Source organism: Clostridia bacterium (genome assembly GCA_019683875.1).
In the GTDB taxonomy this organism is placed as follows: Bacteria; Bacillota; Sulfobacillia; order RBS10-35; family Bu92; genus Bu92.
The window spans coordinates 1-14,009 of record JADGHN010000043.1 but is presented as its reverse complement, the minus strand read 5'-3'; the positions used below and the strand labels follow the sequence as shown (position 1 = coordinate 14,009).

The following is a 14,009-nucleotide window of genomic DNA, read 5'->3' as shown; positions in this document are numbered from 1 at the left end:
TGGAACAGCGGTCGAAGCGAGCACTTACGGGGCGCAGCGAGACCGCTGTTCGATGCCGCCACTTGGGAATGTGGTATAGCGGCAGCGAGACCGCTGTTCGATGCCGCCACTTCGGAGTGTGGTGTAGCTGGCAGCGCGGCCGGCGTTCGATGCCGCCACTTCTCACGGCGTCACGCGCAGGAGCGCCCACCCCGTGCGGTCCAGCACGATCCGCCCCACACCGGACTCGCACTCCACGAGGAGGTCCGTCGTTCCCTCCAGAGCAGCCCACGGAATCTGGACCAGGAACCCGGACGGCCGTACGGTGACGCGCACCGGGTCGCTGGAAGGCCAGGGCGGGCCGCCCGCCGCCAGCGGGCGGACGGTCGCGCCGTCACGGTTGAGCGTGGCGACGTATCCCCGCGCGGAACCTTGGCTGAACGCCCACCACCGCAGGCGGTAGTCCGTCAAAGGACTGGGCGGCGCGAGCGTGTTCACGGCGACGACCAGCGCCGGACCGACCCGCTCGACATGCACGGCCTCCAACGCCGAGCCCGGGTCGAGGCGCGTCTTCAAGGGCGGCGGCAGCACCGGAAGGGGGATGCCGCCCTGCTCGACGTCTCGGGCCAGCTCGTCCAGCGACCGCATGGCGGGCACCGCGTCGTGCGGCGCCAGCACGGCCTGCGGTGCCGGCTGGAACAGTTCGTCCGGCCGCGCGAAGGCCCGCAACCAGGCGCCCATGACGCGGATTTGCGACAGGTACGCCTCGATGGCCTGGAGTTTTCGTTGGATTTCCTCTCGGGTCAACGCGACGCGCACCCAGCGACCGACGTGCTGCAGGTCTCGCGGCGGCATGAGCGGCGTGTGCGGCTCGACCCTCCAGCCCGCGGGCCAATCGCCGTGGTGCACGAGGTACGTGTACACGGAGGTCGACGACCGCTGCGCCGCGGCCAGGGCGAACATCGTAAAGTTGTACGCGGCGCGGTGATCCGGATGGCCGTCGAGCGGGTACGGCGCGACCACGACCGTCGGATCGAAGGTCTGGATGATCGCGCGCAGCGCTGCGGCCAGAGAGTCCGCGTCGTATGGCAGGCCGCTGTCCGAAAGGCGGTACGGTACGGCGGACGCGCGCGAGAACGGGCTGAGGTAGGGCTGTCGAGCGCCCCAGAAGGCGGACCACAACCGGTCGAGACCCTTGTCGGGGAAGCCGAGCTCGGTCAGCTGGTCCGGCCGCAGGCCGAGGATGGACGTTGCCCGGCGGCTCTCCCGAAGCCGCTCTGCGCCCAGCGCGCGGTAGTCCTGGGGCCCCGGTTTGAGGTGGCCGGTCCAGAGGATGGCGGCGCGGCCGAATGAGTCGCCGGCCGTGACGACGACCACGTGCACGTCCCCGCCGGCCGCGAGCGTGCGTTGGATCAACCCTCCCGCGCCGAGTGTCTCGTCGTCCGGGTGCGGCGCGATGACCAGCAGCCGCGTCGCGGCGGTGGGCATGGGCAGCTGCTCGGGCGGCAGCGGCGGCCGGCCGCCCGCCTCGGCATGAAAGAGGAGAAACGAGGCGGGCGCGACCAGCGAGACGCCGCCCACGACCAGCGCGGCCAGCGTCTTGCGCGCGGGCCCGCGCCAGAAGCGCCGTGGCTCCCGTGACGGGGGTCGCCCACCCGAGGCGCCGCCCGCCTGGCCCGCACCCCGCGTCCCGTCCCGGTTCCGGCGGCGTCGGCGCAGCTGAAGTCCCGCCCAGAGAGCGGCGGCGGCCACGACCAGCGCCCCGGCGAGCCAGCCGGCGCGCCGCTGCCACAGGTCGAGGGCCGTCCTTCCCAGCCAGATGAACGCCAGCTGGTACATCCCCGTCCAGGACAGGGCCGCCGCGGCGGACGCCAGCGCGTAACGCGGAAGCGGGACGCGGGCGTCACCGGAAAAGAGGATCGCCGGCGTGCGGATCGGCCCGAACCACCGGCCGATGAACACCGTCCACGCCCCGTATCGCTGGAACCAGCCGCGCGCGTCGTCAAGGCGCTCGGGCGTCAGCCCGAGCCGCGGCCCCACGCGTCGCAGCATGCTTTCCAGCCACAGCCGGCCCACCGCGTACCCCGCCAGGTTGCCGGCGAAGTTGCCCGCCGCCGCCGCGAGCCACGCGCCCAGGAACTGAATGCGCCCGCGACTCACGAGCAGGCCGGTGGCAAGAAAGAACGGCTCCACCAGCACGCCGGGCAGGCCCGTTCCCTCGACGAACAGGGCGAGGAACTGCAACACGTAGAGGGCGGGCGCCGGCAGCTGCTCCAGCCACCCCAACACGGCACTCACCGCAGGCGCGCGAGGGGCGTGAGGGCGCCGTAGACCTGGTCGCCGACGCGGACGAGGATGTCCACGTCGGGCGTGTCAAAGTAAATGTCGACCTGGCTGCCCCGCTTGATGAACGACACCTTCTGCCCGGCGCGGACGCGCTCGCCGGGCTTGACGTAACAGTCGATCTTGTTCACGTACTTGTCCGCGATCTCGACGACCGCCAGGCGGACCGGGCGCCCGCCGGCCTCCGTGCGAAGGAAGATGGTGTTGCGCTCGTTCTCCAGGTGATACCGCTTGCCAAAGAGGTCCATGGCGCGCCGCAGGTAGGTGAGGTTCACGTACTCCCACAGGTCGACCATCGGCCAGTTGCGGGCCGCGGGGCTGTGCACGACCGATTCGATCTCCCCGTCGACCGGGGCGTAGTTGAAGTGGACGTCCAGCGGCGACATGTACACGCCGACGAGCCAACCGTCCAGCGGGCCGTTCGGACGCTGGCGCGTGATCTCCTCGACGCGGATGGCCTGGCCCAGCTTGCGGCTCTCCACGACGCCGCCCTGCACCCGCCGGACGTAGACGACCTTGCCGTCGGCCGGGGAGACGACGAGGCCCGGCTCCCGCGGCGTGACGCGCACCGGGTCGCGGAAGAACCACACGTTGCGCAGGTACCACACGGCGCCGGCGGCCGCGGCGGCGATCGAGGCGATCACGAGGAGCCAGGTCCCGACCGTCACGCGTGTTCCCCTCCCGAACGCGGTCGCTCCACGAATGCCTTCCACGCCGTGTAGGGCAGGCGCGGCACGTAGTATGCCAGGAACCCGGCCGCGGCCCGCCAGGCGCGGGGGCGAACCTCCCGCGGGCGCGGGCGTCCCCGCTCCCCCCGGTAGGCGGCGTCGATCCGGCGGTACGCCCCTTTCACGCCGTCCTCGGCTGCCCAGCGGCGGACGGCCTCCGCGGGCGGCGCGGCAAAGAGCGCCTCCGGCAGCGTGATGAGCTCCGACAGCTCAAGGAACAGCGGCCGCACGTGCGGTCCGTAGCCCTCCGCCGCCACGGCGGCCCTCAATCGATTATACCGGTCGCGATCGAGCGGCCAGCGGCGCCCCGAGCGCAGCACGGCGGAAATGGCCCGGAGCACGGTGGCGAGCCGCTCGGTCTCCCACACCGGGTCGAAGCAGCGGATTTCAACGGTCGGCAGCCGGTAGGGGAGGATCAGGTCCTGGAAGCGGTAGCGCGGGTCGGCGCGCAGGGGACCGATGGCGTACGAGCGGGCGAACCGGAACGACGGGCGCGGCTGCCCGCCCTCGTCATAGGGCGCGTTCAGGAACGCGCAGGCGAGCAGGGGGAGGAAGTGGGCGACGGCCGCATAGGCGGCTTCAAGGTCGTCGACGCCGCCGATGTGCACGTGCAGGCCGCACGTGTTCGTGCGCGCTTCGAGGCCGAGCAGGCTCCCCATGGGCACGATGTACGCGTCCGCCACCTCCGCGAGGCGGCGGCGCTGCTCCGCGAGCGCGGCCACGGCCGCGTCCGTGCCGCGCCGCGGCGGCGTCGACAGCTCCACGCCGCTCATGACCGCGCGGCGCAGGTCGGCGCCGCGCGCGAAGTTGGAGGCGCTCCGCGTGTAGTAGTAGCGCGGGTTGCGCCACAGCAGGCGCGCCAGCGGCCACAGCGCGTCCAGGGCCGGCCGGTCGGGGTATGTCAGGAAGACTTCCTCTTCAATGCCGAACAGGGGCTCGTTCATGGGCAGTATGGCACCGTCTCCCAGGGGGAAGACTTTCCGGCGGAGGGACGCGCCATGCCGAACACTACGACGCCGTTCGTCGACGGTCACAGGGCCACGTCCGCCGCTTCCATCGACAACTATACGAGGTACATCACCACGGACCTCGACACGAACGTCAAATACCTTGAGGAACTGCTCGGCGTGGGCAAGAGCTTCGACATCCTGAGCCAGCCGTACACGTTCGGCGGGCGGCGGATCCACGTGTTCCTCGTCAACGGCTTCTACGACGCCCGCACGGTGATGCAGATGCTCGCCGAGCTGGCCGTGCTGAACGAGGGCGCCCTGGACGAGGACGCCCTGGACAAGATCATGCACCGCCAGATCACGCTGCCCTCGTTCTCCGTGGTGAACACGCTCGACGAGTTCGTGACGAACGTGCTCTCCGGGCCGATCGGCATCCTCATCGAGGGCGTGAGCCGCGGGCTCATCATCGACACCCGCGTGTACCCGGCGCGCCTGCCCAACGTGCCGGAGACGGAGAAGGTGGTCCTCGGCCCGCACGACGGGTTCGTGGAGACGCTTCTCTACAACACCACGCTGCTGCGTCGCCGGTTGCGCGACCCCCGCCTGCGCTGCGAGATCGTCCGCGTGGGGCGCCATTCGCACACGGACGTGGCCATCTGCTACCTGGAAGGGGTGGCCGACCCGCGGATGGTCGAGGACGTCCGGCGCAGGCTGCAACAATCCGACGTGCGCAACATCTCGATGTCGGAGCGGGCCGTGGCCACGCTGCTCAGCGACCACCCCTGGAACCCCCTGCCGACGGTGCGGTTCACCGAGCGCGCCGACATGGCGGCGGCGCAGGTCGCGGAGGGACGCATCCTGGTCGTCGTGGACACGACGCCGCAGGCCATCATCGTCCCGGCGCCGTTCTTCGCGCACGTGCCGCACCCGGAGGACTTCCACATCGGCGCACCGGCCGGCACCTACCTCCGGTGGGTCATCCTCATGGCGACGATCATGTCGATCTTCCTCCCGGCGCTGTGGCTGCTGGCGGCGACGGAACCGAGCGTGCTGCCGAAGAGCCTCACGTTCATCGGGCCACGGCAGCCGCCGACGGGAATGTCGCTGGCGACGCAGTTCATCGTGGCGGAGCTGGGCATCGAGGTCGTCCGCCGTGCGATCCTGAACACGCCGTCGTCCGTCGCCGCCGCGATGTCGATTTTCGGCGCCGTCATCCTGGGCGACGCGCTCTTCAAGACGGGGCTCTTCCTCCCGGAGGTGATCCTCTACCTCGGGGTGGCCACGGTGTTCACCTTCGCCATCTCGTCCGTGGAGATGATGATCGTCGCGCGGCTCTTCCGCATCTCGCTGCTCCTTTCGGTGGCGTTGTTCAAGCTGCCCGGGCTGGTGGTGGCGACCCTCGCCTTCTTCCTGCTGGCGCTCGCCACGCGATCGCTGGGCGTGCCGTACCTCTGGCCGCTCGTGCCGTTCAACTGGTCGGCGTTCAAGTCCATCTTCATCGTCTCGCCGGTGACCTCGGACATGGCCTCGTCGGGACCCGTCACGCGTCCCGGGACGCCGAGGTGAGCATGGCCGCACGGTCGTGCGCGCTCGACGGCGGCGCCCGCTGGCTCGACGTCGAGAGCGGCGCCACCACGGACGTTCCCCGCTTATTGAAGGAGAGCGGCTTCGCGGCAGAGCTTCCGGACCTTATCCGCAAGCGCCTGGCGGAGCCGTTCCGCCGGCCGCGCGTCACGGCGCTGCGCGAGGCGGTCTACTTCGCGTTCTGGTGGCCTCGGCCCGCCCCGCCGGACCCGAACCTCGTGTTGCGCGAAGCCGTCCCGCCCGCGTTCGAGGTGCATCGCTCGCCGTTCGGCCTGCTGCTCGCGCCCGGCTGGCTGGTGACCATCCACCCCGACGAGGTGGCCGCCGTCCGCGAGGTCATGGAGGAGCCCGAAGCGCGCGCGGCCGGCGTGAACGGCGCGCTCTACGCCCTGCTGGAGCGCGCTGTCGGGGACTTCGAGCGCCTGGCCCTGGATCTCGCGGACGTGGCGGAGCGGGCGGCCACGGCGTTGCGCCGCGGGACGCGGGACGCGTTCTACTTCGACCTGCTCGACGTGCGGCGCGAGGCGCTGCGCCTGCGGAACCTGCTCGGCCCGGCGCGCGCCGTGCTTGAGCTGCTGCGCGCGAGGGACTTCGCCATGGTCGAGGACCGCTGGCGGCCGTACTTCGACGACCTTGCGGATCGCGTCGGCCAGCTGATCGACGACGTGGAGGACACGCGGCTCGCGCTGCGGGAGACGCTGGAGTCGCACGTCAGCATCCACAACGAGCGCCAGAACAACTTCATGCAGGTGCTGACGGTGATCTCCACCTTCACGCTGCCCACGACGCTGGTGGCGAGCATCTACGGCATGAACTTCCGCATCCCCGAGTACCACTGGCCGCACGGATACGCCTATGCTCTGGGGCTCATGCTGGCGCTGAACATGGCTCTCTTCGCGTACCTGTGGTGGCGCGGCTGGTTCCGTTGACCGGCGACGGGCCCCGGACGGGGCCATCCAGTACGGGCAAGGGCCGCGGCCCGCTCTACCGCGGGGCGCCGCGGCCCTGCGAGAGCCGGCGGCGGGCCATGCGGCGCCGGTGACCCGCCACCTCGAGGACCAGCGTGTGGCGGGCCGCGTCCTCGGCATCGTCGAAGTCGGGATCCGCGGGCACGTAGGTGATGTACAACGATCCGGATTCGTGGTCGTACTTCGCCTGGGGCCGCGCGACCTCAAGGTCGGGGCTGAGCACGCCGGAGGACGAGGCCACCTCATACACAAGCGCCTGGATCTGCGCGGGACTCGACAACACGAGCCGGTCCTGGGGTCGGCGCGCGGTCAGCCGCAGCGCGCGCACGCGATCGGGCGCGAGACCCGCGCCCTCGGGCAACTTGAGCCGGATCGGCCCGGCGCGCAGCTCTTGGGGCGTGAGCTCCACGGGCACGCGCTCGACGACGGCCACGGACTCGATCTTCTGAGCACGCAGCACGTACCGCGTCAGCACGATGGCCCACAGCCCGATCGTCAGCCCGACCTCCCATCCCCAGAGCGAGGTGCTGAAGCTCGTGACGAGCGCCGCGGCGAGCACCATGTAGTTCCTCGCCTCGAAGCCCATGGCGATCGCCTCGACGTACGCCGGGCCGCGGGGCACGATCTCCGCCTTGTCGAGCGACGCGAGCATATCGCGTTCGATGGTGCGCACCTGGTGGAACTGCTGCGCTCCCGCGACGAGGAACACGCCCGCGACGAAGTTCTTCGTCAGGATGGCCGGCACGGCCAGCGCTCCCACGAGCGAGGCGATGAGCCCGAGGAACATGTGGATGATGCGGTTGTGCGGGTACGTCGGGTACTGGCGCACGTCCGCCCAGAGGAAGTACGCCCGCTCCAGGAGCCCGACGGCGAGGCCGAAGATGATCGCGACGACGGGATCCGTCGTGAGCATGGGCGCGCACCTCCCGGGAGGGAGTCTGTCCGCTCGTCCCATGTGCCAAACGCACGGGACGCGCGGGTTCAAGCGCCGGGCCGCGGCGCATCCGGCGACGTCCGTGCGATACTGGAAGCATGGACGAAGAACGGCCTGGCGCGGATCGCGAGGACTTCACGGAAGGGCGGACGGCGGCCGTCGAGCCCCCGGACGCCGTGCGCGAGAAGCTCGCGCGCTTGCCCGACCGGCCCGGCGTGTACCTGTACAAGGACGCGCGCGGCGCCGTGATCTACGTGGGCAAGGCGACCTCGCTGCGGTCGCGGGTGCGCTCCTACTGGCACGCCTCGCGGGCCCGCGAGGGGCGCGTGCTGTTGATGCTGCGCCACGTCGCCGACCTCGAGACCATCGTCTGCGACAACGAAGTCGAGGCGCTGGTGCTCGAGTCCAACCTGATCAAGAAGCACCGCCCCAAGTACAACGTGCGCCTGCGGGACGACAAGCAGTACCCCTGGCTGCGCCTCGACCTCAACGAGAAGTGGCCGCGGCTCACCATGGTGCGCCAGCGGCGCGACGACGGCGCCCGCTACTTCGGGCCGTACGCCGACTCGGGCGCGCTCAAGGAGACGGTCGCCGTGCTGCGGCGCGTCTTCCCGTACCGCACGTGCAGCGATCGCCGCCTCGCGCAGGGCGGCCGCCCGTGCCTCTACTACCACATCCGCCGCTGCCCGGCGCCGTGCGTGGGATACGTCACCGAAGAGGACTACATGCGCCAGATGCGCCAGCTGGTGGATTTCCTCGAAGGGCGCGACGCCTCGCTGCTGCGCACGCTTGAGGACGAGATGGAGGCGGCCGCCGAGGCGCTGGAGTTCGAGCGCGCGGCCGACTTGCGCGACCGCATCCGCGCGCTCAGGGAAGTCAGCGAGTCGCAGAAGGTGGTGCTGCGGCGCGTGGCGGACCGCGACGCGGTCGCGCTCGCGCGGCGCGGCGACCTGATCGCGGCGCAGGTGTTCTTCGTGCGGGAGGGGCGCGTGGAGGGCCGCGAGACGTTCCTCCTGCACGCGGGGGTGGACGAGTCGCCGGAGGCGGTGATGGCGGCTTTCCTCGAGCAGTACTACACCGAGGGCGCCGCCGTCCCCGGTGAGGTGCTCGTCGACGTGGAACCGGAGGGCCGCGAGACGCTGGAGGCGTACCTGAGCCGGCAGCGCGGGCGGCGCGTCGTCATCCGCCGCCCGGTGCGGGGCGAGGCGCGCCGCCTGATGGACCTGGTGAGGGAGAATGCGGAGGAGCGGCTCGCGGAGGAGCTCTGGCGCCGCGAGCGCGCCCGCGACGACGCGCAGGCGGCGCTGGAGGAGCTGCAGGAGGCGCTCGGCCTGCCGGAGCCGCCGCTGCGCATCGAGTGCTACGACATCTCGAACACGCAGGGCAGCCACATCGTCGCCGCCATGACCGTCTTCGAGGACGGCCGGCCGCGACCCTCAGAGTACCGCAGGTTCAAGATCCAGACCGTCCACGGCCTGCCCAACGACTTCGCTTCGATGCAGGAGGTGCTCTACCGGCGCTTCCGGCGGGCCAAGGAAGACACCACCGGCAAGTGGTCCCGTCTCCCCGATCTCATCATCATCGACGGCGGCAAGGGGCAGCTGTCGGCGGCGATGGAGGTGCTGCACGCGCTCGGCTTCGAGGACATCCCCACGTTCGGGTTGGCCAAGGAGGAGGAGCTCCTCTTCCAGCCCGGCCGGAGCGAGCCGATCGCCCTGCCCCGCCAGTCGCCCGCGCTCCACCTCCTCCAGCACATCCGCGACGAGGCGCATCGCTTCGGGCTGGAGTATCACCGGCGGTTGCGTTCCAGCGGCGCGCTGCGCTCGCGCCTGGACGAGATCCCAGGCATCGGCCCCAAGCGGCGGAAGGCGTTGATGAAGGCGTTCGGCTCTCCGGAGGAGATCCTGCGCGCGGGGCCGGAGGCCATCGCGGCGCTGCCGGGGTTCAATCGGAAGCTGGCGGAAGCGGTGTGCGCCGCGCTTGCGGACGACGCCGCGCCTGGCGAGGGCTAGACCTGCCTCTCTCGCCGCGTCCTCACGTGTAAAGCGACATATTAAAAAGATTGATCTTGATGTTGACGACGTGCATACACCGCCTTATCATGCCCTCAGAACCACCCGCGTGGGGGAGCGCCAGCGCCCCGTGCACGGGTCGAGGAGGGCCAGCCATGGCGAAACGCAGCCTTCTGGGGCGGTGTCCCGTCTGCAGCGAGCCTCTGGAAGTCACGCAGCTGCACTGTCGCGCCTGCGACACCACCATTCAGGGTCGCTTTCTGCTGGGCAAGTTCGCCGCGCTCACCCCGGAGCAGTGGGACTTTCTTGAGGTCTTCGTGCGCAACCGCGGGAACATCCGGGAAGTGGAGCGGGATCTGGGCCTCTCTTACCCGGCGGTGCGAAGCCGGCTGGACGCGCTGATCGAGGCGCTGGGCTACAGTCCGGACGCCCGCGAGACAAAGCGCGAGGCGGCTCGCAGCCGCGAGGAGCGCATGGAGGTTCTCGAACGCCTGAGCCAGGGCGAGATCGACGCGGAAGAAGCGCTGCGGCTCTTGAGGGGGAAGTCGCGGTGAGCGAGGAGCGCCGTTTGGTCCTGAAGATGCTGGAGGAAGGCAAGATCAACGCCGAGCAGGCCGCCGCGCTGCTGCGCGCGCTGAGCGAGGCCGACGCGGACGCCGCTGGCACCGGCGGGCACGCGCGCGTCGCCGGAGAGGGCGGGCGCAGCGACGACGCCGGAGAGGGGGGGCGCAGCGAAGACGCCGGTGAGGGAGGGCGCGCGATCGACGCCGACCTGTTCCGCGTCGCGCAACGCGTCGCCCGGCGCAGCGCCGAACGGTTTGCGAGGCACGGCGAGATGCTGGCGGAGGTCGGCGAGCGCCTCGCCGAGAAGGGCGAGCGCCTCGCCGAACGGGGAGAGCGTTGGGCCGAGCGCCTCGCGGAGCGCCTCGAAGCGGGGCTTGAGGGGCTGCCGCGGATCGTCAGCCTGTTCGACGGGGGCGTGTTCGGCATCTTCGGCCCGGAAGCGGAGGACGTCGTCGAACGGCGGTTCCCGGCGACGCCCGGCGCCACGCTCAACCTGGTCGTCGAGACGGCGAACGGCCGCATCGAGATCGCCGGGACCGAACGCGACGACGTGCTCGTGCGGCTCGTCAAGCGGGCGCGCGGAAGCGACCAGGACCGCGCGGCCGAGCGCGCGAAGTCGATGGGCCGCATCGAGGTCGACGGCGCGACGCTGCGCGTCTCGCTCGGGGAGGACGTGGGTAACGGCGGCGGCTGCAGGATGCACGTGCGCATCGAGGTGCCGCGGGGAACGACCGTCGCCGGGCGGGCGCGGACCAGCAACGGCCGCGTGGACCTGCGCGACCTGTTCGGCGCCGAGTTCTCCGCCGAGACGATGAACGGCCACGTCGAGGCGAGGCGCCTTGTGGGCGGCCGCTGGACGGTGAGGACGCACAACGGGCACCTCGAGTTCGAGGACGTCGACGCGTCGGTCGAGGGTCGCACGTACAACGGCGCCCTTGAGTGGCGCGCCGGGCGCCTGACGGCGGATCGCGAGGTGCGCCTGACGACGTACAACGGCGCGGTGCGGGCGTCGCTGCCGGACTGCGGGTTCGACGTGATGGCGGAAACGCGCGCGGGCCGCGTCGACGTCCCGTCGAGAGAGTTCGAGACGGCGAGAGAATTCGGCCGGCGGCGGGTCCGCGGGCGGCGCGCAGGCCAGCCGGCACTGCGCTTCGAGGCCGCCACGCACAACGGATCGATCACCATCGATGTCGCCGGCGAGGGAAAGGAGGCGGCCGCCAATGCCTCCGCGCAGTAACGGCACGGTCACCCTCGCGCCCGGCGGACGGCTCGTGGTGGAGGCGGACCGCGGCGAGGTGGAGATCGTCGGGGATTCCGCGATGGAGTCCGTCACTTACGAGGCCGAGGGCGGTCGCGTGGACGTGGGCCATGGCGGCGACGCCGCGCGCATCGAGGCCCGGGCCCCCCGCGCGTTGCGCGTCCGAGTGCCGCAGCGGGCCAGCGTCGCGTTCGACGGGAGCGCCTCGATTCGCGTTCGCGGGATCCGCGGCGACGTCGAGGCGGATTGCGGGCTGGGCGGCATCGATGTCGAGGACGTGGAAGGGGACGTGCGCGTGGACGCGGGCCTCGGCCCCGTCCGCGTGGCGCGAGTGCGCGGCGACGTCGAGGTCGACGCCGGCGCGGGCTCCGTGCGGCTGGAGGCCATCGAGGGTCGCGTGACCGTCGACAGCGGGGCCGGATCCGTCCGGGGAAGCGACCTGCACGGCGAGGTCGTCGTGGATAGCGGCGCGGGCGCCGTGGAACTGGAGGGTGTCGGCGCCGGGCGCGTCGTCGTGGACTCCGGCGCGGGCCACGTGCGGCTCCGCTTCACGCGCTCGCCGGCCGCGCCGGCGCGCGTGGACGCCGGCACCGGGCGGATCGTGCTGGAGCTGGCGCCGGACGTCGCGGCGGACGTGGAGCTGTACAGCCGGCGGGGCGTCGTGGACGTGAAGGCGCCGCCATCGCTGGTCGAGATCGAACGCGGCCGGGGCGTCTTTCGCGGGCGCGTCAACGGCGGCGGCCAGCTGATCCGCGTGGAGGCGGAGTTCGGACCGGTGGAGTTGCGCGTCGGCGAGCCGGCCGGCGAGGCCGTGGACGGAGCGGCGGATGCAGCGGGCCGCCGTGCCGAGCCCTTGCCGGGAGAAGCGGTCGCCAGCGCGGCGGCGTCCCTCGTCCGCGCTCACGCCACCGGCGACGGGGACGAGGCGGCGGGCGCGGCGCCCGCGTCGGACCGGGAAGAGCTGGAACTTTACGTGCTGCGCCTGGTCGAGTCGGGCACCATCCGCGCGGACGAAGCGGAGCGGCTGCTCGCCGCCCTGCGTGGGGAACCGCTCGGTGACGACACGGAGGAAGACGTTGCATCAGAGGAAGGGCAGGCGTCCACATGAACGAGGAGCGCATGCGAATCCTGAAGATGATCGAGTCCGGAACGGTCACCGCCGAGGAGGGCGCGAAGCTCCTGGAGGCGCTCGCGCAGAGCGACGAGCCCGCGCCGGCAAGGGCGCCCGGCGCGGCGCCGCGCTGGCTGCGCGTCCGCGTGGCGGACAGCGGCGGCGGCAACAAAGTCAACGTGAACGTGCCGCTCAAGCTGCTCGACTTGGCGAAGCGCTTCATCCCGGCCGGGGTGTTGAACGTGAACGGCCAGCCGATCGACCTTGACGAGATCGTCGCGCTCGTGAAGGAGGGCGCGGAGGGCAAGCTCGTGGAGATCCAGGGGGAAAACGGCGAGCAGGTGGAGGTCTTCGTCGAGTGACGCGGAGGGCGGGGTCGTCCCCGCCCTCACTGCGTGCGGACGTGACGGGCTGGACTCAGTCCTTCTTGTCGCGCTCGGGTTCGTCGTGCGTGCCGGTGTCCTTCCGGGCGCGGTTCATGTCTGGCGCGGGGGTCGCCGGCCGGCTGGACGCGGCCCACCACCAGATCAACGCGCCGATGGCCACGATGCCGATCACCCACCACCAGAACATGGCGTTGGCTCCGGTGACCATCTGGCCCAAGTGCAGCATGTCGCGATCACCTCCGCGCGCCGCGAATACGATAACCTGATGGGAATCGTTCCCCGAACCGGCGAACCGTATCCCCCATCGGCCCGAAGGGACGTGGACAGATGCTCGTTCGATGGCTGTTGAACGCGCTCGCGTTGCTCGTGGTGGCGTACCTGTTCCCTGGCTGGCTGAAGCTCGACGGGCTCCTCGCGGCGGTCGTGGCCGCCCTCGTCCTGGGGATCGTCAACGCGTTCATCCGGCCCGTCGTGCTCGTGCTGACGCTGCCGCTGAACATCGTGACGCTCGGGCTTTTCACGTTCGTCGTGAACGCCCTGATGCTGATCCTGGTCGCGTGGCTCGTGCCCGGGGTGGACGTGGGCGGTTTCTGGCCCGCAGTGGGCGCCTCGCTGGCGGTCAGCGTCGTCAGTGGCGTGCTGAGCTGGCTGGTGCGACGCTGACGCGGACGACGAGCCCGGTCGACGCCAATCGCGGCCGCGCGGCGCGGAGCCCCATGCGGGCCAGCCGGGCGGCCGCGGCGTCCCGTTCTGCCGGCAGGAACAACGCGGCGACAAGGTCGCCGTCGTCGCAGACGAGCGCCGCGACGGCGCCGGTCTCCTGCGCGCGATCGACCTCGCGGGCCGCGTCGGGGTCCAAGTTGTGCAGGGGGCGAAGGCGCTCCCAGAGGCTCGCGATCCGCGCAGCGAGGGCTTCTTCTTCCTCCCACTGCGCGGGTGGTGGCGCGGCCGCCCAGGCGCCGGCGAACGCGGGGCCCGGTTCGGACGGGGCGGTGGCGCCGCCCGCCGCCAGCCACGACGTGGCCAAGCGGCGCCGGGCCCACCCGGGCGCGGCCGGCTGCGGCGGGCGCCACACGAGGAGCCGCCGCGCGAGGACGGCGCGGACGGCCTCCGCGCGCGCCTCGTCCGGTCCCCCGACGCGGGCGGGGGGGGGGGGGGGGCGGGCCGGGGGGGGGGGGGGGAGAGCGGCGGG

The 14,009-nt window shown here is 71.6% G+C and carries 14 protein-coding genes; 8 read left to right on the top strand and 6 right to left on the bottom strand.

Going from position 1 to position 14,009, the window contains the following annotated elements; genetic code table 11:
- Positions 1 to 162: 162 nt before the first annotated feature.
- Genes IRZ18_05040 through IRZ18_05030 form a run of 3 tightly spaced genes read right to left on the bottom strand, consistent with a single transcriptional unit; the run spans position 163 to position 3,994 of the window.
- The gene (locus IRZ18_05040) at positions 163 to 2,268 is read right to left on the bottom strand and encodes a PIG-L family deacetylase (GenBank protein MBX5476475.1); all 2,106 of its coding nucleotides are present in this window, start codon (positions 2,266 to 2,268) and stop codon (positions 163 to 165) included.
- Between the two features lie 5 nt (positions 2,269 to 2,273).
- Positions 2,274 to 2,990 (bottom strand): phosphatidylserine decarboxylase, encoded by a 717-nt coding sequence (locus tag IRZ18_05035; GenBank protein MBX5476474.1) that lies wholly within the window; start codon positions 2,988 to 2,990, stop codon positions 2,274 to 2,276.
- Positions 2,987 to 3,994: a hypothetical protein gene (locus IRZ18_05030; protein ID MBX5476473.1), complete on the bottom strand. Its 1,008-nt coding sequence runs from the start codon at positions 3,992 to 3,994 to the stop codon at positions 2,987 to 2,989. Before IRZ18_05030 ends, IRZ18_05035 begins: the two co-directional genes overlap by 4 nt.
- A 54-nt stretch (positions 3,995 to 4,048) precedes the next feature.
- On the opposite strand from IRZ18_05030, the gene IRZ18_05025 reads away from it, so the two are divergent.
- Entirely contained in the window at positions 4,049 to 5,566 is a 1,518-nt protein-coding gene (locus tag IRZ18_05025; GenBank protein MBX5476472.1) for a spore germination protein, read from the top strand.
- Between the two features lie 2 nt (positions 5,567 to 5,568).
- Positions 5,569 to 6,513: a CorA family divalent cation transporter gene (locus IRZ18_05020; GenBank protein MBX5476471.1), complete on the top strand. Its 945-nt coding sequence runs from the start codon at positions 5,569 to 5,571 to the stop codon at positions 6,511 to 6,513.
- A gap of 55 nt (positions 6,514 to 6,568) precedes the next feature.
- On the opposite strand, the gene IRZ18_05015 is transcribed toward IRZ18_05020, so the two are convergent.
- Positions 6,569 to 7,465 (bottom strand): YIEGIA domain-containing protein, encoded by an 897-nt coding sequence (locus IRZ18_05015; protein ID MBX5476470.1) that lies wholly within the window; start codon positions 7,463 to 7,465, stop codon positions 6,569 to 6,571.
- Between the two features lie 119 nt (positions 7,466 to 7,584).
- Between IRZ18_05015 and uvrC the strand changes: the two genes are divergently transcribed.
- From uvrC to IRZ18_04990, 5 genes are all read left to right on the top strand, one after another.
- Positions 7,585 to 9,498: an excinuclease ABC subunit UvrC gene (gene uvrC / locus IRZ18_05010; protein MBX5476469.1), complete on the top strand. Its 1,914-nt coding sequence runs from the start codon at positions 7,585 to 7,587 to the stop codon at positions 9,496 to 9,498.
- Between the two features lie 155 nt (positions 9,499 to 9,653).
- Positions 9,654 to 10,052 carry a DUF2089 domain-containing protein gene (locus tag IRZ18_05005; GenBank protein ID MBX5476468.1) on the top strand — a complete coding sequence of 133 codons (399 nt, stop codon included), beginning with the start codon at positions 9,654 to 9,656 and terminating at the stop codon, positions 10,050 to 10,052.
- The gene (locus IRZ18_05000; protein ID MBX5476467.1) at positions 10,049 to 11,299 is read left to right on the top strand and encodes a DUF4097 family beta strand repeat protein; all 1,251 of its coding nucleotides are present in this window, start codon (positions 10,049 to 10,051) and stop codon (positions 11,297 to 11,299) included. Before IRZ18_05005 ends, IRZ18_05000 begins: the two co-directional genes overlap by 4 nt.
- Positions 11,283 to 12,428 carry a hypothetical protein gene (locus IRZ18_04995; GenBank protein MBX5476466.1) on the top strand — a complete coding sequence of 382 codons (1,146 nt, stop codon included), beginning with the start codon at positions 11,283 to 11,285 and terminating at the stop codon, positions 12,426 to 12,428. The genes IRZ18_05000 and IRZ18_04995 overlap by 17 nt, the downstream gene beginning before the upstream one ends.
- Complete coding sequence (locus IRZ18_04990; GenBank protein ID MBX5476465.1) at positions 12,425 to 12,793, top strand: hypothetical protein; 369 nt, start codon at positions 12,425 to 12,427, stop codon at positions 12,791 to 12,793. The genes IRZ18_04995 and IRZ18_04990 overlap by 4 nt, the downstream gene beginning before the upstream one ends.
- 55 nt (positions 12,794 to 12,848) lie before the next feature.
- On the opposite strand, the gene IRZ18_04985 is transcribed toward IRZ18_04990, so the two are convergent.
- Complete coding sequence (locus tag IRZ18_04985; protein MBX5476464.1) at positions 12,849 to 13,043, bottom strand: hypothetical protein; 195 nt, start codon at positions 13,041 to 13,043, stop codon at positions 12,849 to 12,851.
- 101 nt (positions 13,044 to 13,144) lie between these two features.
- On the opposite strand from IRZ18_04985, the gene IRZ18_04980 reads away from it, so the two are divergent.
- Complete coding sequence (locus tag IRZ18_04980; protein MBX5476463.1) at positions 13,145 to 13,480, top strand: phage holin family protein; 336 nt, start codon at positions 13,145 to 13,147, stop codon at positions 13,478 to 13,480.
- Here the strand turns inward: IRZ18_04980 and IRZ18_04975 are convergent.
- Complete coding sequence (locus IRZ18_04975) at positions 13,446 to 13,844, bottom strand: hypothetical protein (GenBank protein ID MBX5476462.1); 399 nt, start codon at positions 13,842 to 13,844, stop codon at positions 13,446 to 13,448. The two genes, IRZ18_04980 and IRZ18_04975, sit on opposite strands and share 35 nt — an antisense overlap.
- Positions 13,845 to 14,009 lie beyond the last annotated feature (165 nt).

Excerpts from the sequence above, each read along its gene's own strand:
- IRZ18_05030 (MBX5476473.1), bottom strand. The coding sequence starts at position 3,994 with ATGAACGAGCCCCTGTTCGGCATTGAAGAGGAAGTCTTCCTGACATAC.
- IRZ18_05025 (MBX5476472.1), top strand. The coding sequence starts at position 4,049 with ATGCCGAACACTACGACGCCGTTCGTCGACGGTCACAGGGCCACGTCC.
- IRZ18_05020 (MBX5476471.1), top strand. The coding sequence starts at position 5,569 with ATGGCCGCACGGTCGTGCGCGCTCGACGGCGGCGCCCGCTGGCTCGAC.
- IRZ18_05015 (MBX5476470.1), bottom strand. The coding sequence starts at position 7,465 with ATGCTCACGACGGATCCCGTCGTCGCGATCATCTTCGGCCTCGCCGTC.
- uvrC (MBX5476469.1), top strand. The coding sequence starts at position 7,585 with ATGGACGAAGAACGGCCTGGCGCGGATCGCGAGGACTTCACGGAAGGG.
- IRZ18_05005 (MBX5476468.1), top strand. The coding sequence starts at position 9,654 with ATGGCGAAACGCAGCCTTCTGGGGCGGTGTCCCGTCTGCAGCGAGCCT.
- IRZ18_04995 (MBX5476466.1), top strand. The coding sequence starts at position 11,283 with ATGCCTCCGCGCAGTAACGGCACGGTCACCCTCGCGCCCGGCGGACGG.
- IRZ18_04990 (MBX5476465.1), top strand. The coding sequence starts at position 12,425 with ATGAACGAGGAGCGCATGCGAATCCTGAAGATGATCGAGTCCGGAACG.
- IRZ18_04985 (MBX5476464.1), bottom strand. The coding sequence starts at position 13,043 with ATGCTGCACTTGGGCCAGATGGTCACCGGAGCCAACGCCATGTTCTGG.
- IRZ18_04980 (MBX5476463.1), top strand. The coding sequence starts at position 13,145 with ATGCTCGTTCGATGGCTGTTGAACGCGCTCGCGTTGCTCGTGGTGGCG.